Raw genomic sequence first — 18,746 nt, 5'->3', positions numbered from 1 at the left:
TTGGCTATGGCTGCACACAAGGGCTTAGCGAGCACTTTGGGTTGCTTATACCAACATCTGCATATTTAAATCGTTGAAGCAGTGTTCCATTCAGAATTAAAAAACATCGAATCTTGTGTATCAGATTCCAAGTGAGCCGCTTCATTTTTTGATAGGTCATTCAGAGATAACCCTATGATAAGACTTTGCCCACCACTTAAAAGCATGAAACGACGGTGTTCTTTATCAGATTTTAATTGCCGGATTTCTCCTAAAGAGTTTAGCTCTTTAAACCATGATTGAATATAAGGCTTAGTTAATCTATTACCCACTTTGCTTGAGGTAAGCAGGCGTACATTTTGTGAAACAGAGACTCCAAGTGTTGCTAGTGTTAAAATGTGGCTCAAACCTTTGTTATCTAAATAAGGGTCAAAGACTGCTTCAATTGTAGATGTGGCAATTAATCCTACTAACTTGCTAAAATTTGTGGTAGGTTCATTTTGGTAAAGACGTATTGACGTTGGAGTTGAAGACCATAACAATGCCGTTGAAGTGAATGGAATTCGATTTGAAACTTTAGTCCCCGAACGAATGATACACCTTCCTAAGCATGGAGACGAAACTCCTGTTCAGTTTGGAGTTCGGATTACCAATCAAACGTCAATTCCTTATCGTTTTGAGTTGCAGCGGTTTCTACCAGAACTTTCAGATTCACATGGACGGCTAATGAAAGTAGAAGGCGTAAATCGGAATACTAGTACTGAAACTGAAGAATCAGATATTCCGCTGATTACACCCGGACAGAATTTGGAATTTTTAGTGAATGCCCAATTCAGTTGGTACAGCAAAGACTGCCTTACGCTTTCAGGTAAAGCATTTTATGGAGGTGTTTGGGAATTATATAACTTCAAATCTGGTACATACCAAATTAGGCTTAATTATGAAAATTATCTGGTAAAAAAGAAGATGTTTTTATCAAAAGGAAGAATGGAAGTTGATAGTTTTTGGGTAGGAAAAGTTGCCACAAATTTAGCTCAACTGTCCCTCAGATAAAACTGAATACTGTCTAACTAATGATGCAGAAGTAATACCATTTTGGGTCATTTACTTATACATAGCTCAAGCAGCCAATTTGGAGGATGCTGTTGCGATGATACGCACTCAGTACCCAGAAGTGGTGGAGACCTTGGAAGTCGTGACTGTGGGCGACGTGCTAGCACCTAATCAAGTCATTGCTTTAGACTACAGTCAGTTACTATCAAATTGACATCTCCAACCAGCCTTAAATGCCGTCCCGTTATATTCACTCCCGCCTAGAACGAATGCGCCGAGTGGATGAATACCCTTTCCCAAAGGGAACTAAGGGGGGTAGTAATGTGATGAAAATGACAGCTAACCACTTTTCAAACATCTTCTTAGATACCTTTCCGGATATCACAGAACAATCGCCATCTTCAAAACGGTAGTTATTGATTGCTCTTTTCTTACATATTAGGACAAGTTGGCATATCATCTCCAACAAGTAGTCTTGCAAGACTGGGCAATGCCTCACCGTAAGTTGGGTGAATGTGAACCGATTGTTCGAGTACCTGCCAAGTTGCTTTAGCTTCCATAAGTGACAAAAAGACATGCACGAGTTCCGCCGTTTCGTACCCAACCAACGTTGCTCCTAAAATCAAATTTGTGTGTGTGTCGATAACCATGCGGTAGAAACCCAGATCGTGCCCCCATTCAATGCTACGGGCGATGTAAGCCATCGGCAGGGTGACTTCGCGGGCGGTAATTCCCTGTTTTTGAGCCTGGTCTAGCGTCATCCCTACCCGACCCACTTGCGGCTCTGTGTAAACGGCATAGCCTAACACTCGATCGTTGCGTGTCCGGTGTTCGCCACACAGAATGGCTTTCAATCGACGATAGTCTTCCCAAGAAACATGGGTAAAAGCAGGCTGCTTGGCAACGTCTCCGATCGCATAAATTCCAGAATGAGTTGTTTGAAACCGCTCGTCGATTTTAACAAACCCTTGTGCATCTAATTCAACGCCTGTCACTGCGGTATTTAATGCCTGAGTATTCGGTTTGCGCCCAGTCGCAATCAGCAATGCTTCCCCATTAAGTACTTCACCATTATTCAGCGTTAGGGTAAACACACCATTGGTATAAGCAACCTGCCGAACAGTCACATTGAAATGCAGTCCAATTCCGTCTTGCTTAAAGGCATCGGCAAGCACAGCACTGACATCGGATTCTTCTTGAGCCAGCAAGCGATCGCCCCGCACAATCAATGTGGTTTGGCTCCCTAAACGTGCCATTCCTTGCCCTAACTCTAGGGCAATATAGCCACCGCCGACTACGAGCAATCGTGGGGGAATTTGCTGCAAATCAAAGAAATTTCGGTTGGTGAGATAAGGCGTTCCAGCTAAACCAGGAATGTCAGGAATAGTAGAGGATGTTCCCGTGTTGATGACCACGAGCGGAGCCTGCACGGTTACACCTCCTCCGCTCACAGTTCGTTCTCCGGTGAAAGCGGCTTCAGCGCAAACAACTCTAACCCCTGCACTCTCTAATCGGCGCTTAGTACCCTGGTTAAACTGGCTGCGAATACTACGCACACGCTCCATCACAGTAGAAAAATTAACTTCAACCTGCGCGTGTATGCCTAGCTTTGCCGCTTGTCGAGCGCGACCTGCGGCATGGGCAGCTGCTAAAAAGGCTTTAGAAGGAGTACAGCCATAGTTTATGCAACTGCCGCCCAATGCATCGCGCTCAAATAGAACGACATTTCGACCTGCTTTGGCAAAGTCAACCGCAAGTGGAACTCCGCCCTGACCGCTTCCAATCACAATTACATCTGCTGTTTCCATGGTTACCTCTGTTAATAGCTACTACTTATTGCAGTTTGTCGAGTATGACTAGCTTTAATTAAATCAGTGAGAAGGTCGCCGATTGCGATCGTTGGTGCGTTTGTATTGCTTGTCCTCAGCATTTATGATGGAGGAATTGAGAACTTGTGAGTCCTCAATTCCATGTACTCGTAATTCTGAGTTTACCACTGCCATTGAGTCAGTACTCCGGAATGCAAGTTAGTGTCCTGCGCTCTGTCCCCCATCGACATGAAGGATTTCACCCGTCACGAAGTTAGCTGACTCGAGGTAGAGAACCGCATCGACAACATCGGAAATCTCGCCCATATGACCGATCGGGTGCAGGGCATCGAGCTGTACGTGGGTTTCGACAGGATGCATTGGCGTCTTGATAGTACCCAGCGCCACTGCGTTCACCCGGATACTGCGCTTGGCATACTCGATCGCTAGCGATTTGGTCGCAGCATTTAGTCCGCCCTTTGTCAGCGACGCAAGCACGGACGGTACGCCAGCGATCGGGTTGTCAACCAAGCTCGTCGAGATCTGCACGATATGACCGCTGCCCTGCTTCTCCATTTCGGCGATGGCGAATTGCGTCATGTGAAAGAAACCAGCGATGTTGGTGCCCAAGTACGCTGCGTAGTCAGCTTCGGTGTATTGGGTAAATGGCTTGGAGATGAAGATGCCAGCGTTGTTGATGAGGGTATCGATGCGCCCGAATCGAGCCACGCCTTCGGAAATGGCACGCTCGGCGGTTTTTCGCTCGGCGATGTCACCAGGTATCACTAGGACTTCATCATCATTCGATGGCTCGATTGAGCGCGAGGTCGCCACCACCCGATAATTGCGATCGCGGTACGCCTTGACGAGGGCTGCGCCGATGCCTTGCGATGCCCCGGTAATCACAACAACTTTCTGTTCAGTGCTCATAGTAAAACTCCTTTATGCTTTTGAGGGTGTTGCAATTCTGACCTCATCATTTGGAAAGAACAGAAAAAACCTCTTCCATGTAACGGTCAGCAGCTGCGTCAGCTTCTTCTGGACTGCTGCCATTTTGACGTGCCTTTAGATAAGGTGTGTACCAATCCCACCAGTGATGCTCGGAGTGAACCTTCTCGTAGCGATCGTGGTGCTCTGCCGTCTCGCGGAGAAGAGTTGCAAAGGTTGCAACGTCCATGTCTCGTGCTTGCGTCAACTCCCACTCGCGACCGGGAAGTCGTTCCTCGATCTCCTGGAGCAACCAGAGATTCCCTTCTGGATCTTCAAACGAGGCAAATGAGAAATAAGAACGACCTTGCGGGTCGCGTCCGCCGACTCGCGGGTTCTCAACAGCGTTGTTAAAGGGTCCGCCAGCGTAGTGGAAAATCTCGCTCACGTTGACACCACGAGCGATCAAGTCTTCGCGGGCGGCGTCGAGGTCGTCCACGGCTAGAACCAGGTTGTGCGCCGAGCCAATATTGTTCGGAGTCACTCCTTTGCCGAAGATAATCGAGGCTTCCGAGTTGTGGGGCGTCATCTGCACGCCACGGAAGTCGCCCTCCACCACGTCGATGTCGAACCGCCAGCCGAGATTCTCGTAGAATGCCTTCGCACGGTCAACGTCGGAAACGCTGAATACCACGACTTCGAGTTTCATGTTTTGACTGCTTAAGCGATTGCTACTCATTTCGATCTCCTTTATTGTTGATGGATTTGATGTTCAAATTGATTACTTTTCATTCTTCTTTAATCGCCCAATATAAACCACTCAAGTTATTTGAGTTAAAACGCGATTTAATTGTTCTTTGCTTGAAGCAGGCTACCCTAAGTGAGCCACAAGCAATATCAACACGTTGATGGTCAAAGTCGTATTTACTATTTTTCAATCCTGATAATGCTTTTTCGTATTCTGCCTTTTCTGCCTACACTTAAGATTAAAGTGTACTTATCCCCTTGTCCAAACATTTTGATTACAACATGAATTTTCTCTCATGGAGGCGTCGCTTGCGTGGAAAACAGCTGACAAATCAAAAATCGCCAGATGCATCGGCAGCAGTCCCCCTACTTTTTCCTGGGGTAGCGGTAGATGCAGATGAAGTTTCTCTGTTCCATCAGACCATCGATCGAGGCATAGCCAAACGAGAATTGCAGTCTGGCAAACTGCTGTGGACTGTGCCAACTCCGGGAGTACCTCTGGCAGTAGTGGGGCAAAATGTTTGGCTGATAGAAGGATTGGGTAGTCAATTTTGCATCCTAGCACTGAATACTGAAACTGGTGAAACAGTCCACACCTCGACTTGGTTCAATATGCTATTGGGCTTGCCTGCCATCTTTGACTATAACCATTATCAGGGACTATCCATTAATGTTGAAGCAGCCCAGCAAGCTTCAACACAAAACCTTTGGATACGCATTGATGGCAGAACCCAATACGCGGGAGGAGCCGTTCCCAGCCCGCACATAGAAGCTGAAAGTTATAAAGCAATTTCTATGTTGGTGCAAGTTATTCCAGCAACAGCAAATGTCTCGTTAGCTAAAACCGATCGCATAGATGGCTTCACAAAGTTCATGGAGAACCAGCAGGATAATCAACTGCCCATTCCTTTTCCCAGCGACTGTGTTGGGGGAGTGCCAGTCAATTCGTCTTTGATGTCGTCCCAGAAACATTGGGTGGTTCGCTCTGCCCAACTCTCTAACTGCGTTGTGTTGCTGCAGATTTTACCTGTCGATAACTTTAGTGCGCCTTTTTTGCTTCTGCGAGTATTTTCGTCAGATTTAAAGCGCTTGCTGTGGCAGCAACCCATTAGTAATTACTACGAATCCCCAGCCCGCTGCTAACAACTGATGGAATGCGAGCACTTGAGGAGTAATAACATTACGTGAAAAAACAATAAGTAGTTTGTTAGATATCTCCAGAACAATTGCATTTTTGAATTGAAATTCCTATAAACCCAAGTAATAGGGGAGAAAAGAAACAAAATACTCATGACTCCCCTAGTATCAGATTATTAACTTTTTTAGGCTTCTACAGGATTAGATCTATCTCGTAACCATTGTTCTAAATCAGCAACAGTCGAAAAATCCAGTAATGCTTCTGCTAATTCTTCTAACTGTGCAACAGGTAATTTACAAATTTGCTCAATGAATGGGGCTTCAATCTCACCAAGACGACGATTGAGTTGTCGTATAATGACTTTCTGCTCACCTATTATTTCGCCTTCTTCCCTACCTTCTTCCCTACCTTCTTCCCTAGCAAGTTGTACAGTTGGGCTCACCAAAGCCATTTTCCTTTCCTCCTCAAAACGATTGATTTTGGCAACTAATCTTTTTTGTAGCTGTTCGGGCAGCGTCATCATTGTATCAATTATGTCAAAGAGCTTAACAATTTGCTGTTTTGTCAAACCCTGCTCATAAAGTCCGCAAATTAAATGCCATTTCCATTCTTCCCTTTGAGTCAAATTACTCGTGGTTGCTTTAGTTTTTAGATGTGCCATCGTAATGATGGCAAATGGATTACTATTGGATTCTAACTCATGCCAACTCTGTTCGTAATCCATAAGCTTGACAGAGGGAAATGTGAAACTCAATGAGCAATCTAAAACAGATTTAGCATAGCGGTTAGGTCGCCATGTAGGAATAGTGTCACCTAAAACCGCCAAACTAACAACAAATTTCTCATAAAGTTCGGCGGCGCGGTAATTATAAGTGTAAGTAAGTCAGCGTTAAAAAATCAAACTATGTAACGACATATAAAATCAACAAAGAGCCTATGAATACGTCGTTCTAAGGTTTTTACAAAACTCAACATACATTGGTTTTATCGCGCCGACTTACTTATATTCGCTTTTCCAAGTTAACATCATAATCACTTTGCACTTCAATGTGGATTAAAATCCAAGCTTCTTTTTTGTCCAACAACCGAACTTTATACAGTTTATCAGCTACTCCATCTCCCGCTTGTGCTGAAGCGGTAATATTTTGAAGCTCTTTATCCAGAGATTCAGGAGGTTGTGTCCAATCAATTGCTGTGTGTGCTGAGGGGAAGAAAAAGGATAAGAAGTCTTCAAAATATTCGTTTAAAGCTTCTTTCCAGGATTTATCATAGTTGGCTCTTACTTCAGTCATTTTGCTTTTGGTAAATGATATTCACTTGAAAAAATTGGTTTTAGCTTAATATTTTAAGCCAGTAGCTGTCTGGCTTTAATAAACTTAATAATTATATTTTACTCTATTAAATTTTATTCTAATTTTCTAATTTTTTACTTTAAATTTATAATTAAAAAATTTATCTATTAATGATTCATACTAAACATTCTTAAGCTGCTTTATCAAAAAACTTATCAAGCTGCAGAAGAATTTTGGCTCAACCTAACTATCAAGAAGGCCATCCACAGACACAACACCTACAAACTTTCGCAAAACCCTATGACAAGCATCTACGGTTGTTTTTTTATTAGACAGAATTGGCTCTCCTGTTGCACCAACTTGTGTGACTCCTCGTTCACGCTAAAATTCATTTCCGGGTTCGCTAGTTACCTGGGCGTGGGAAACACGCCTGTAGATCTGGACTTACCGCTTACGCGGACTCAATTATAAAGAGGGTATAAGACGCGGATGTATAATACATTTGAAAGGTCGAGTTAAATGCAATTAGGATATGCCAAAAAATCACATAGTAAAGCTAACGCAAGAACAACATCAACAATTAGTTGAAATAGTGAAAAAGAAAATTTATTCTAATAGAGAGAAATAGGAAAATGATGCATGAAAATGAAGAACGAATCCTGAATTCATGGAACCAAAATGCCTTGTCCTGGACGCGGGTGATTCGGTACAATCAAATTGAAAGCAGGGTTCTTGTTACTAACAAGAGCATACTAGAGACTCTAACTGGGCTGAATCCGACAACTTTTTTGGATGTAGGATGCGGAGAAGGATGGTTGTGTCGCGAACTTTTTGCTAAGGGAATTGATGGGTGGGGCGTAGATGCTTCTTGCGCTTTGATTGAAGCAGCACGGGAATATGGAGATTCTCGCTTTCTTGTAAGTTTATACTCCGATCTGGGAACGCAAAAATTTGGTAACATCGATCGTTTTTCTTGCTTTATCTGTAACTTTTCAATTCTCGGACAAAGAGACTTGACTGATATCGCTGATGCCGGTCACCGTCTTCTAGAACCTTGTGGTAAAATCATCGTTCAAACACTTCACCCGTCTACTGCTTGTGGTGACACTGAAACCGCAGATGGCTGGAGGGAGACTTCGTGGCAGGAGATCGGAAACGAGCCATTTCACCCTGCTCCTTGGTATTACCGTACTGTTGAATCTTGGATTGAGGAATTTTGCACTCGCGATTACCGACTGCTGAATTTACGAGAAATGTACCATCCGGTAACTAACAAACCTATCTCAATCATTTTTGTTTTTGAGCGGAACTGAAGCGCAATTTTCATTCTTACTTGAGGCTGTGCAGGTGACACGCACTTGTATTAAATTCTGTTAAGTAGTGTCAAGAGCCATATCATGAAGTATATGTGTATTTGGAGCCAGCAATGCAAACTGTAGGGAAAGCCATCGAGCCGACCAAGCCAAAGGTAATTGCGATCGGGGGTGGAATAGGTGGTTTGACTTTAGCACGTGCGTGTCTTGACGTGGGAATTGAAGTGAAGGTGTACGAAAAGCGAGAACTTGACACCATGTTATCTGGACCTGGAGGTATATTTATTCAGCGTAATGCCATGCGGATTTATCGCCTTCTTTGGGGAGGCGAGATTTTCAACCGTTTTTACAAACAAGGAGGCAAAATTTTAAAGGGTGGGTTCTCTAGCAAAACTGGAGATCCTTTATACATTAACTCCCCAGAATTTGTGGGTGAAGAAGATTTAGGTGTATGTCTTCTCAGACCTGAACTGCAACGGATTTTATATGAGGCTTTACCTGAGGGAACAGTACAAACTGGTGTCGCCTTTAAAAGCTTTGAAGATACTGGAGATAGTGTAAAGGTTTACTTTCAAGACGGAAGTACAGACATTGGAGACATTTTAGTAGGTGCTGATGGTCTGTACTCAAAGGTGCGTGCTTGTCTGAACGGTAAAGAGTTTCTCGAAGATCCAGTTTATAGTGGTACGTGTTGCTGGAGGGGATACTTTAACAGAGGGAACATACCTCTAGATGCACAATATAGTTGGATGGAATACTGGGGTCAGGGAAACCGCTTTGGCTATTTTGATGTTGGCGGCGATCGAATTGCTTTCTATGCTTTTAGCCACAGCAAATCTGGTGGTAATGATGATGCAGTTGGCGGCTCCATTCAAGCATTACGAAAAATCTTTGCTGATTATGCCCAACCAGTACCTGCCATTATTGAGGCTCTAGACGATAAGAAGATTTACCGAGATGATATTTTTGATAGGGAACCTTTGGGTACTGAGTGGGGAAGAGGTCGGGTCACCTTACTTGGAGATGCTGCTCATCCGGTACAACCAAATTTAGGTCAAGGTGGCTGTATGGCAGTAGAAGACGCCTTTGAAATCGCTAAGTTACTAAATCTCAGTGCTAACTACAAGGCAATTCCGTCACTGTTGCGTCAGTATGAAAGCAGCCGCAGCCAAAGGGTGACTCGTGTCTTTAATGTATCCCGCCAAGTAGGTGCTCTCGGTCAAACTAACTCTTCTCTAGGATGTTTTTTTCGCAACTGGATTTACAAACTCACTCCAACGTGGCTGGGTGATTTGCAATTTAAATGGTTGTTTGATTACGAACCTTCATGGGAAAAGGTTCTATCTAAACTCGATCTATAATTTTTGGTTGCGATCGGGATTGGCAATTGAAATAGATAGCAAGCATCGGCTCTCTCCAATCCCAACACGCATACTTGTTATAAGTAATAATAAAATACAAAAGTTTACGGAGATGCGTGCAACTTGTAAAGTATCATCATACTGTATGCCCTGCGTGTCTGTAACGGGCAAAACACCCGTTCTACAAGTTTTTTGTATTACAAAAGTTCGAGAAATCGATCTACACTTATGCGGGCTTGTTTCAAAATACGAGCCAGAGTTGAACGTTTAACGGGGCGATGAGCTGGAACTGTCAATTTGAGAACTTCATCAGATAGTTCTTTTTCTAATCGAATGTGACTCCCTCGTTGACGAACGACTACCCACCCATCTCGTTCCAAAGCAGCAATAATTTGTTGATATGGAACGCTAGGAACCTTACTCATAGGACTAACTCTCGAATGATAATGCCTTCTGTTGAAGAAACTTCGTCTTCTACAGGCTCAAGGTAAAGTTCTATAGCTTCTTGAATATTTGCTAACGCTTCATCAATATTCTCACCTTCACTAATACAACCAGGTAACGAAGGAACATAAACAGTGTAGCCACCTTCATCACTAGGTTCAAGAATAACTCTGAGTTTCATATTTTTATGAGAGTTAAACAATCTATTGGTATCATAACAAAGAGCAATCTTGGGACATCTGTATGGTTTGAGTAGTAATCAACTAAGAAGGATTACAGAAACGGTTTTGGGATCGCATAAATTTATAGCTTTTCTGAGACTGCTGAGGATAAATTTATCTGCGTCTATCCACGTTCATCTGCGGTTAATTCTTTTTTCCTGTATCTGAGCAAAGTAGTAACTGCTATATCTTACTGGCGGTGGAGCCTCTCATAAGGCATTACCAGGCGGAGCCACCGGATCGAGATGGTCTGGATCTTGGTTACCAGTCAGCGATCGCGCGATCGCCGACTGGTGACTTCTCACCGGTCACTGCTATCCCATCATATTTAGGGGATCGACATCAATTGTGAAACTCACTGACTTTTGGCGGCAAAGTTTATCTATCTCCTCCCAGTCTGGCAGATAGGGCGGTGTTTCGGGAGCGAGCTTTAGCAAAATTTGCCAGCGGTAGCGATTGGCTACTCGTAAAATACTCGCCGGTACGGGTCCTAAAATTTCTAACCCTTCTTGTGGCGGTAAAATTGCTGCTACGACTTTTGCTGTATTCTCAACTTGAATTGGGTCGGTACTGCTCAAGCGTAATAAAATTAACCTCCCATAGGGTGGGTAATTGAGTGCTTGCCGTTGTTCTAGTTCTTCATTTACAAAGGAATGGTAATCGTGATTTTTTACCGCCTCGATCGCGGGATGTTCTGGAGTATATGTTTGGACTATAACTCTTCCCGGTTCTTCTCCCCGACCAGCACGCCCTGCAACCTGAGTCAGTGTTTGAAATGCTCTTTCGCTAGCACGATAGTCTGATAAATGTAGCAACCCATCTGCAGAAACAACTCCCACAAGTGTCACTTGTGGCAAATCTAAACCTTTGGTTAGCATTTGCGTACCCACCAACAGATCGGCTTCTCCATTAGCAAATTGGGTAATGAGGTTGCGGTGTGCGCCTTTGTTTCTTGTCGTGTCGCTGTCAAAGCGGATGCAGCGCAAGTCGGGAAATTGTTTGGCTAATTCTTCCTCAACTTTTTGGGTTCCACTCCCAAAAAATTTCAAATAGGGAGAACTGCATTCCGGACAACTTCGGGGATGCGATCGCGTGTAATTACAATAATGACACCGCAAGACTGGCGTTGCTTCTTCCGTGTAGTGATATGCCAGTGATACATCACAGTGAGGACATTCTATAACAAACCCACAACTCCGACAAGACACAAAAGTACTGTGTCCCCGTCGGTGAATAAATAAAATTCCTTGTTGGTTGCGTTCTTTGAGTTGCTGTAGTGCTTTTTGCAGGGAACGACTAAATATGGAACGATTTCCCTCTTGCAATTCTCGCCGCATATCCACAATTTCTACGGGTGGTAAAGGGCGGGCGTTGATGCGTTGGGGGAGAGAGAGGTAGTGGGTAGGGAGTAGGGAGTGAGGGAGTGAGGGAGTGAGGGAGTGAGGGAGGGATAATTCTCCCTTGTCTCCCTTGTCTCCCTTGTCTCTAACATCTACCCAAGTCTCTAAAGAAGGTGTTGCGGAACCAAGAATGAGAGGACAATTTTCTAATTCTGCTCTCCACTGAGCGACGGTACGGGCGTGGTAGGTTGGGGCGGGAGAATCTTGCTTGAAACTGCTATCGTGTTCTTCATCGAGGATAATTATGCCTAAGTTTGGTAATGGGGCGAATACGGCGCTTCTCGTACCTATGACGATCTGGGGTTCTCCTGCTAGCATGAGCCGCCAGGTATCATATCTTTCTCCTGCAGAAAGGGCGCTATGGTAAACAAGTACGGGTGAGGTTCCGTTGACTCCTACACTAAAACGAGCGCGAAAACGATCCGTTAACTGCGGCGTGAGTCCGATTTCCGGGACTAGAACGAGGGCTGATTTTCCTTGAGCTAACACTGGAGCGATCGCCTGCAAATAAATCTCTGTTTTTCCGGAACCTGTAACTCCGTGTAAGAGTACTTTAGCATATCCGTTCAAACGAGCGATCGCATCTAACACTTTTGACTGATCGGGTGTTAATATCTTTGTTTGTTCTGTTCCTCGCATCCCTCCAACAGGAGAAGAACTTTCTGTTCGCAATACCTCCCTTTCTTGGATGACAACATAACCTTTTTGTTCTAAATTTTTAAGGATTGTAGAGCTTGTGTTACTAATTTGCAATAATTCATTTTGCCATAACTCGCCCCCTCGTCTTCTTAAGACTTCTAGCACTTCTCGCTGGCGAGAGGTTAAATCTCGGTCAAACACATTTCCCACTAGGGTGACTGCTTTTTCGTATTTGGGCCGAGCTAATTGTGGAGGTTCTAAATAACTTTCTACCAAACCTCGTCGTAACAATTCTTTGACTGCTTTGTGAGCGCTTGGAACTTGACGCTGAAGATATACAAAGCTATAGTCTCCATTTATCTGTTCTTGAAGAAGTTGCAATATTTTATTTGCAGTTTTATTACTGATATTACCAACTGACTGTTGAAATATTAATAATGTCAGCAAGTGCTTATTCTCAATAACCTTTAATAAATAAAAATGGCTTGGGAAAGAATGAGACTTTTGTACATTGGTAAAACTCAGAATTGGACGGGAAACATCTATCGGGTATTTCTCTACCACAGTGTTTGTTTCGGTAGAAACTGCTGCGCCTGCAACAGTTAAACGAATACGTCGCTGCGATCGTCCCAACAAGCCTGGAGGTAGAGTCATGCGAACCACTTCAATCAAGCGCGTACAATAGTAAGATGCAACTCGATTTACCAGTTCTGTGTATGCCAATGGAAAAAAGCCCGCACTGACCACTTCTTCCACATCACGAATTTTTTCCAGTGGTATATCCGCTGGAGGTTGTGTTAGAAAACGAATGGCAACTCCCCCTATCAATTGAGACCCAAATGGCACGCTTAAAATGTCCCCAGGTTTTATTGCCAATTGTTCTGGCGCTCTATAAACGTAAAGCTCCGAACCAGATGGACTATCTACCAACACGTCTATCCAGCGATCCCTATTGATTTGTGTATTATAGGATTTGCCTGGTTCAGCAACCGTCATAGGGAGCAAACTAACATCATTCACATACATAATCTTTGCTTGGGAGGAGTCTAAATAATATTCGTCCATCTGTTTTGTTTATCTTAACCTTGCCAACTGACTCTAACTGTTTGCAACCCTTTCATCAAAAATGTAATTGGCAATACTGTCCTAAGACATAATACTTGATAAGTTTCCTCTTATGTAATCCGGTAGATAAATTTATCTCTACTTTAGATAGCGGTAAATAAACGGATGCCAGTTCGGATCAAAATAGGCAATCTCCACTTTTTTCGCTTAATTTTCTCCGGATACTAAATGGAAAAGAAGCCTTTTCCGCCTAATGATAGATATTCAACCCTTGAAGTCTGTGAGATCCTTTATCAGAGATGTCATTGCTAAAGTTTTTACCGCTCAATGTGGTGCCACCAGGGGGAAGCTAACAGCAATGCAAGATCCTGCACAAAAAAGCTTAGATATCTTATGGTGGTTACCCAAGCAGAAAAAGTCAATTTTTTTAGAAAATCATATGAAGATTTAAGGATCGCTCGGTAAAAAGATAAATTATGTAAAAATAAAAAAAATTTAATTGAGAGGGGGTTTGAAATAGCTTCTTTTTAAGAAAAAATGAGAAAGATATATGTCAGTGGTCTGACGGAATATCTATAAAGCGTAATAGCGAAATAAGTTTAAGAAAGTATCTAGTTGTAACCAAAAGATGAAGACAACTCTATGGTTTAAGTGTTAAAGATGAAGTATGAAATAAGTGCTGTCAATTAAAAAAACAGTTTGTATGCTAGTGTTCCCTATAAATTCTTCATACTTCAACCTTATTCCCTACCTGTGACACCCTCGCTAGAGTTGTTAGCTTAAACAATTTAACTAAAGAGGGAACTTTTGGTAATGACAAGCAGATACTCAACTTTTACCAACCATATAGATACTGGTAAAGCTTTATATTTTGCACTTAAAACTCACCCCTAAGTGCGTATCTCACTGAAAAAAGAGAACAAGCATTCCTAAGCATCTGTCACTATCACATTAATTATGTACCTATGTACCAAACAGAGCAACAAACCCTAATAGAAACCATGAATATTGCTGACTTAGGCACTATCGAATTGGAAACTGCTACTGATAATGAAGAATTAGCTTTCAATTTAGATGCAGTAGTAGACGCCGCAATAGATGCAGCAATAGAAGCATCCGGAATCGCAGACAATTTAGAAACCGAAGACCGAGACGGAGACGGCATGGCAGCAGCACGTCCTTCGGGGTATAATAAAACCGAGTATGATGATGCTGTAGGTGCATTTTTTAAAGAAATGGCGCGTTACCCACTGCTTAAAGCAGATGAAGAGGTGGAATTAGCGCGTCGAGTTAGATTTTTAGAAGAATTTAGAGATTTACAAGCTTCTTTACATAAAAAACTGGGATATCAACCGGGTAAGTCATTAGTCGCAGCCCAATTAGGGATGACAGAAAAACAACTAGAAAATCGCTTATACCAAGGTCGGGTCGCGAAACGCAAAATGATTCGCTCAAACCTAAGATTAGTTGTTTCCATCGCCAAACGCTACTTAAATCGCGGAGTTCCTTTCCTGGATCTCATCCAAGAAGGTGCAATGGGATTAAATCGTGCAACAGAAAAATTTGATCCCGATAAAGGGTATAAGTTCTCTACCTACGCCTACTGGTGGATCAGACAAGCCATTACACGGGCTATTGCCAACGATGCGCGAACAATCCGCTTACCCATTCATATTGTTGAAAAACTTAATAAACTCAAAAAAGCACAAAGAGAACTCAAGCAAAAACTTGGTCGCAATCCTACAGAGTTGGAGATGGCGGAAGCTTTAGAAATTCCCGCACCACAACTACGCCAGCTTCAACAATTACGACGTCAAGCCCTTTCTCTCAATCACCGTGTTGGTAAAGAAGAAGACACGGAACTTATGGATTTACTGGAAGATGAAGACAACCAATCTCCAGAAGCAAAAATGAATGAGAGTATGATGCGCCAAGAAATCTGGGAAGTTTTGGGTGATGTGCTGACTCCAAGAGAAAAAGACGTTATTTCTTTGCGTTATGGGTTAGTCACTAGCGAACCCTGCACTTTGGAAGAAGTAGGGAATATGTTTAACCTCTCCCGTGAAAGAGTTCGACAAATCCAAAGTAAAGCCATGCGGAAGTTGCGCCGTCCTCATATCGCTAAACGTTTGAAAGGGTGGTTAGTCTAGTCAGAAGTCAGAAGTCAGAAGTCAAAAGTCAAAAGTCAAAAGCAAATATTGACTAATGGCTATTGACTGTAGACTATTGACTGTGGATAACTGACTATGGATAACCAACAAATGAGCGCAAATACCAAACTGGTCTTACGTTTTGCTGAACCAACGGATTGCGATGCACTGTTTGAATTAGTTAAAGCGCTAGCAGAATACGAAAAGCTATCTCACGCTGTCACAGGCAATGCTTCCTTATTAAAAGAACACCTGTTTGGAACGCCAAAATACGTAGAGGCAATAGTAGCAGAATATGCGGGGCAAACTGTAGGGTTTGCCCTATTCTTTTATAATTATTCAACATTTTTAACAAAGCCAGGAATATATCTGGAAGATTTGTTCGTTCTACCGGAGTACAGAGGACAGGGTGTAGGAAAATCTTTGCTGACAAAAGTTGCTCAGATAGCTGTAGAAAGAGGTTGTGGACGATTGGAATGGAGCGTTTTAGATTGGAATGAGCCAGCTATTGCATTCTATCGCCGTATGGGAGCCAGCATTTTGGATGATTGGCGAATTTGCCGTGTCACGGGAGAAGAGTTGACTCGCTTAGGTGGTAAATAGAGTATAAACCCTTCTAGTTTGACAGCTTGTCTTTTGACAATAGCTCTTACCATCCGTAAGGATACATATGCTCTGACAAAAGTGATTGTTCTTTATACATTCATAGCTGTAATTGTCAAGAGCATGAATTGATAATTTGGTGTGGTGAGGCAAACAATGAAATTGGGTGTTCTAGTTTTCCAAGTGATATTAGCTAATCTGGCTTTGGCTTCTGTTAGCGTTGCGGAAGATCTTAAGTTGTCTAAACAACAGACAGTTGTATATAAAACCTCAGATATCCCATATTTAAACGAGATAGAACACCCATTAACTAGTGCAAAATTACTCATAACTCAAACACCAACAACTCCAACCAAAACTCCTCAAACAACTGACGATCGCAACTCTCCTACAGAAGAAGAGTCAGAACCTAGCAATAATAATGATGAAGCCGACATCATTATAGATGTGACGGGAAAAGAAGACAGTCTCCCTCAATCGACTCCAACATATGTCATTCCAAAAGAGGAGATTCAAAAACAAGGTGCAACCAGTGTTGCGGATGTTTTAAAAAAATTACCGGGGTTTGCTATCAATGATGCGGGTTATGGTGCTGATATCCATACTGGTACTTACTACCGAGGCGCTTCCATCAATCAATCTGTCTTCTTAATTAATGGCAGACCTATTAATAATAATGTCAATACCTATCACGGAACAACAGATCTCAATAGTATCCCTGTTGAATCTATCGAACGCGTAGAATTATACAGCGGTGCAGCTTCTACCTTATATGGTTCCTCAGCCTTTGGAGGGGTGGTTAATATCATTACCAAACAAGGCGATATTGTTCCTCGATTGAATGCAGCTGCAGAATTTGGTTCTTTAAATCTCAATAACCAACAATTTAGTTATGCAGCTTCAATTAATTCTTTAAGATACAACTTTAGCTTTGAAAGGTTTTTTGTTGATAATCGTTATCGCGTTCCCGTCGGTGCAGCAAATCGCGACAGTCAAGGATACTTATTTAACGCAGATACATCAACAAGTACTTACTTTGGAAGTCTTGCTTTAGATGTAAATAAAAAGAACACTGTTAGTTTAGATGTGACTAAATTAAGCAGTCGTAGGGGATTGATTTACTTTGGATTTCCTTTACAGCGCGATCGCTTAGACCATGATGGGTTAAACATTGGTTTATCTTGGAGAAGCCAACTGAGTAATGATAATAGCTCTATTTTGACAACCTCAATAGGCTACAACCAAGATTACTTCAACACTTACGGTCCTAGCAACCAGTTTTATCGTACTGGAACGTTAGATACTCAACTTCTTTCCGCTAGAGTCGATCATGATTGGCGGATAACAGCAAATAATAAACTGCGATGGGGCTTGGATTTGAAAAATACTTGGTTGACTGGAGATATATTAAGTACAGTTCCCGATCGGGTTGCTTTGAATGAAACTCAGAATAGAAGTTTATTAAACGCAGCACTTTTCGCCGTTACGACTTGGAATATCAGCGACAATTTTTTATTAGATGTAGGGCTGAGACAAAGTTTTGACAGTCAATTTGGAAACTATCTCAATCCTAGTGTGGGATTAAAATACGATATTAATTCAATCCTTTCTTTTCGAGGAAGTTGGGCTGGAGGACAGCGCAATCCCGGACTAGACCAGTTGTATGTCTATGATACAGTGCATGGTTGGTCACCCAATCCCAATCTAGAACCAGAAACTGGTTCTTCTTGGACTGCGGGAGTAGATGTGAGATTCTCTGAGAGTTTGACAGGTCAATTTACTTACTTTGGAAGTAGTCTAGATAATCGATTGGGAGTTATACAAGGAAGATGGGCAAATATTGGTTTAGTGGACACGAATGGTTTAGAAGCAGCCCTGAAGTGGAAAGTTGGTTCTGGTTGGTCAACATTTCTCAATTACACGTACACAGATGCACAAATCAAAACAGGAACGGAAAGAGGATTGCAATTAGGTATGCTCCCTTACTCTGTAGCGTCTTTTGGTCTCGGTTACGAAAGTAAAGGTTGGCAAGCAAATTTGTACGCCACTTACTACAGTGGTGCGCGTCGAGCATTCTTTACAAGACCGGGAGATAAAATTACAGATTTCAGTCCATCTTTCTTTAATTTAGATTTTAGCGCTCGCATTCCGATTACGAGAACTTTGGGATTAACTGTTTATTTAGAAAATTTATTTGATGAAAAATACGAGCGCGTAAATCGTACTTATAGTCCTGGTTTTACCTTCCGTATGGGTTTGTCATCTAATATTTAATTGAATTTTAGAAACTGGGTATTTAGTTCCCAGTCCTGATGACATATTTAAAAGTGATGTCAATCGCTTGTGCTGCTTTAACCAAATTTTGCAAGCTTCTGTAGTCAGTTGTACATCTTCAGCAGTTAAAACCTCATCCGGTGTTTCGGATGCTAAAATCTTAGCAACTCGTGCAGCATGAGAGTAACTCACTCCGTGTTTGACAAGCTCTGTGTGAAATAATCGTTCTTTCTCTTCAACTGAGATAGATAATACTCGATGCATGAATCAGAAATAGCAAATGAGTAACAACTTTGAGGTTACTCGATTAACAGGAAAGACCGCCACCCGCT

General features: G+C 42.5%; 19 protein-coding genes. 7 read left to right on the top strand and 12 right to left on the bottom strand.

Translation table 11 applies throughout. The features are described from left to right. Window positions 1-65 precede the first annotated feature (65 nt). On the bottom strand, window positions 66-521 hold the full coding sequence (locus AB0756_RS11900) for a hypothetical protein (protein WP_038080557.1): 456 nt from the start codon (window positions 519-521) through the stop codon (window positions 66-68). 10 nt (window positions 522-531) lie between these two features. Between AB0756_RS11900 and AB0756_RS11895 the strand changes: the two genes are divergently transcribed. Beyond that, complete coding sequence (locus AB0756_RS11895) at window positions 532-1,032, top strand: hypothetical protein (protein ID WP_050045110.1); 501 nt, start codon at window positions 532-534, stop codon at window positions 1,030-1,032. A gap of 431 nt (window positions 1,033-1,463) precedes the next feature. Here the strand turns inward: AB0756_RS11895 and AB0756_RS11890 are convergent, their stop codons facing one another. The 4 genes from AB0756_RS11890 to AB0756_RS11875 all read right to left on the bottom strand — a co-directional run bounded on the left by AB0756_RS11890 (window position 1,464) and on the right by AB0756_RS11875 (window position 4,506). Further along, complete coding sequence (locus tag AB0756_RS11890) at window positions 1,464-2,840, bottom strand: dihydrolipoyl dehydrogenase family protein (RefSeq protein ID WP_038080566.1); 1,377 nt, start codon at window positions 2,838-2,840, stop codon at window positions 1,464-1,466. Between the two features lie 63 nt (window positions 2,841-2,903). Further along, a complete protein-coding gene (locus AB0756_RS11885) occupies window positions 2,904-3,035 on the bottom strand; it encodes a hypothetical protein (protein WP_272899685.1) in 132 nt (43 codons plus the stop codon). Between the two features lie 24 nt (window positions 3,036-3,059). Further along, window positions 3,060-3,770: an SDR family NAD(P)-dependent oxidoreductase gene (locus tag AB0756_RS11880; RefSeq protein ID WP_038080567.1), complete on the bottom strand. Its 711-nt coding sequence runs from the start codon at window positions 3,768-3,770 to the stop codon at window positions 3,060-3,062. A gap of 46 nt (window positions 3,771-3,816) precedes the next feature. Next, window positions 3,817-4,506 (bottom strand): VOC family protein, encoded by a 690-nt coding sequence (locus AB0756_RS11875; RefSeq protein ID WP_038080569.1) that lies wholly within the window; start codon window positions 4,504-4,506, stop codon window positions 3,817-3,819. Between the two features lie 290 nt (window positions 4,507-4,796). Here AB0756_RS11875 and AB0756_RS11870 point away from each other — a divergent pair, with 290 nt between their 5' ends. Further along, window positions 4,797-5,657 carry a hypothetical protein gene (locus AB0756_RS11870; RefSeq protein WP_038080571.1) on the top strand — a complete coding sequence of 287 codons (861 nt, stop codon included), beginning with the start codon at window positions 4,797-4,799 and terminating at the stop codon, window positions 5,655-5,657. Window positions 5,658-5,836: 179 nt separating this feature from the next. Here the strand turns inward: AB0756_RS11870 and AB0756_RS11865 are convergent, their stop codons facing one another. Continuing rightward, window positions 5,837-6,478, bottom strand: coding sequence for a DUF4351 domain-containing protein (locus AB0756_RS11865; RefSeq protein ID WP_050045111.1), 642 nt, complete (start codon window positions 6,476-6,478; stop codon window positions 5,837-5,839). Window positions 6,479-6,653: 175 nt separating this feature from the next. Continuing rightward, a complete protein-coding gene (locus tag AB0756_RS11860; protein WP_038080640.1) occupies window positions 6,654-6,944 on the bottom strand; it encodes a hypothetical protein in 291 nt (96 codons plus the stop codon). 632 nt (window positions 6,945-7,576) lie between these two features. Between AB0756_RS11860 and AB0756_RS11855 the strand changes: the two genes are divergently transcribed. Further along, entirely contained in the window at window positions 7,577-8,257 is a 681-nt protein-coding gene (locus tag AB0756_RS11855; RefSeq protein ID WP_038080573.1) for a class I SAM-dependent methyltransferase, read from the top strand. A 113-nt stretch (window positions 8,258-8,370) separates the two neighbouring features. Further along, window positions 8,371-9,618: an FAD-dependent monooxygenase gene (locus AB0756_RS11850; protein WP_038080575.1), complete on the top strand. Its 1,248-nt coding sequence runs from the start codon at window positions 8,371-8,373 to the stop codon at window positions 9,616-9,618. On the opposite strand, the gene AB0756_RS11845 is transcribed toward AB0756_RS11850, so the two are convergent. From AB0756_RS11845 to priA, 4 genes are all read right to left on the bottom strand, one after another. Continuing rightward, window positions 9,613-9,789 carry a hypothetical protein gene (locus AB0756_RS11845; RefSeq protein ID WP_153021607.1) on the bottom strand — a complete coding sequence of 59 codons (177 nt, stop codon included), beginning with the start codon at window positions 9,787-9,789 and terminating at the stop codon, window positions 9,613-9,615. The genes AB0756_RS11850 and AB0756_RS11845 overlap by 6 nt on opposite strands. A gap of 26 nt (window positions 9,790-9,815) precedes the next feature. Then, window positions 9,816-10,043, bottom strand: a complete 228-nt coding sequence (locus AB0756_RS11840) for a type II toxin-antitoxin system HicA family toxin (protein ID WP_038080577.1) — start codon at window positions 10,041-10,043, stop codon at window positions 9,816-9,818. After that, complete coding sequence (locus AB0756_RS11835) at window positions 10,040-10,243, bottom strand: type II toxin-antitoxin system HicB family antitoxin (protein WP_038080579.1); 204 nt, start codon at window positions 10,241-10,243, stop codon at window positions 10,040-10,042. Before AB0756_RS11835 ends, AB0756_RS11840 begins: the two co-directional genes overlap by 4 nt. 354 nt (window positions 10,244-10,597) lie before the next feature. Next, on the bottom strand, window positions 10,598-13,348 hold the full coding sequence (gene priA, locus AB0756_RS11830) for a primosomal protein N' (RefSeq protein WP_038080642.1): 2,751 nt from the start codon (window positions 13,346-13,348) through the stop codon (window positions 10,598-10,600). A gap of 1,004 nt (window positions 13,349-14,352) precedes the next feature. Between priA and AB0756_RS11825 the strand changes: the two genes are divergently transcribed. The 3 genes from AB0756_RS11825 (at window position 14,353) to AB0756_RS11815 (ending at window position 18,414) form a co-directional block, all read left to right on the top strand. After that, a complete protein-coding gene (locus tag AB0756_RS11825) occupies window positions 14,353-15,537 on the top strand; it encodes an RpoD/SigA family RNA polymerase sigma factor (protein ID WP_038080586.1) in 1,185 nt (394 codons plus the stop codon). 96 nt (window positions 15,538-15,633) lie between these two features. Further along, window positions 15,634-16,140, top strand: coding sequence for a GNAT family N-acetyltransferase (locus AB0756_RS11820; protein ID WP_038080588.1), 507 nt, complete (start codon window positions 15,634-15,636; stop codon window positions 16,138-16,140). A 156-nt stretch (window positions 16,141-16,296) separates the two neighbouring features. Further along, window positions 16,297-18,414, top strand: coding sequence for a TonB-dependent receptor plug domain-containing protein (locus AB0756_RS11815; protein ID WP_038080590.1), 2,118 nt, complete (start codon window positions 16,297-16,299; stop codon window positions 18,412-18,414). Here AB0756_RS11815 and AB0756_RS11810 read toward each other — a convergent pair. Then, a complete protein-coding gene (locus AB0756_RS11810) occupies window positions 18,400-18,678 on the bottom strand; it encodes a hypothetical protein (protein ID WP_050045113.1) in 279 nt (92 codons plus the stop codon). The two genes, AB0756_RS11815 and AB0756_RS11810, sit on opposite strands and share 15 nt — an antisense overlap. Window positions 18,679-18,746: the final 68 nt, after the last annotated feature.

Source organism: Tolypothrix campylonemoides VB511288_2 (assembly GCF_045999855.1).
GTDB classification, from domain to species: domain Bacteria; phylum Cyanobacteriota; class Cyanobacteriia; order Cyanobacteriales; family Nostocaceae; genus Scytonema; species Scytonema bouteillei_A.
Note: the sequence above shows the minus strand (reverse complement) of the source record. Positions and strands in the feature narration are given on the sequence as shown.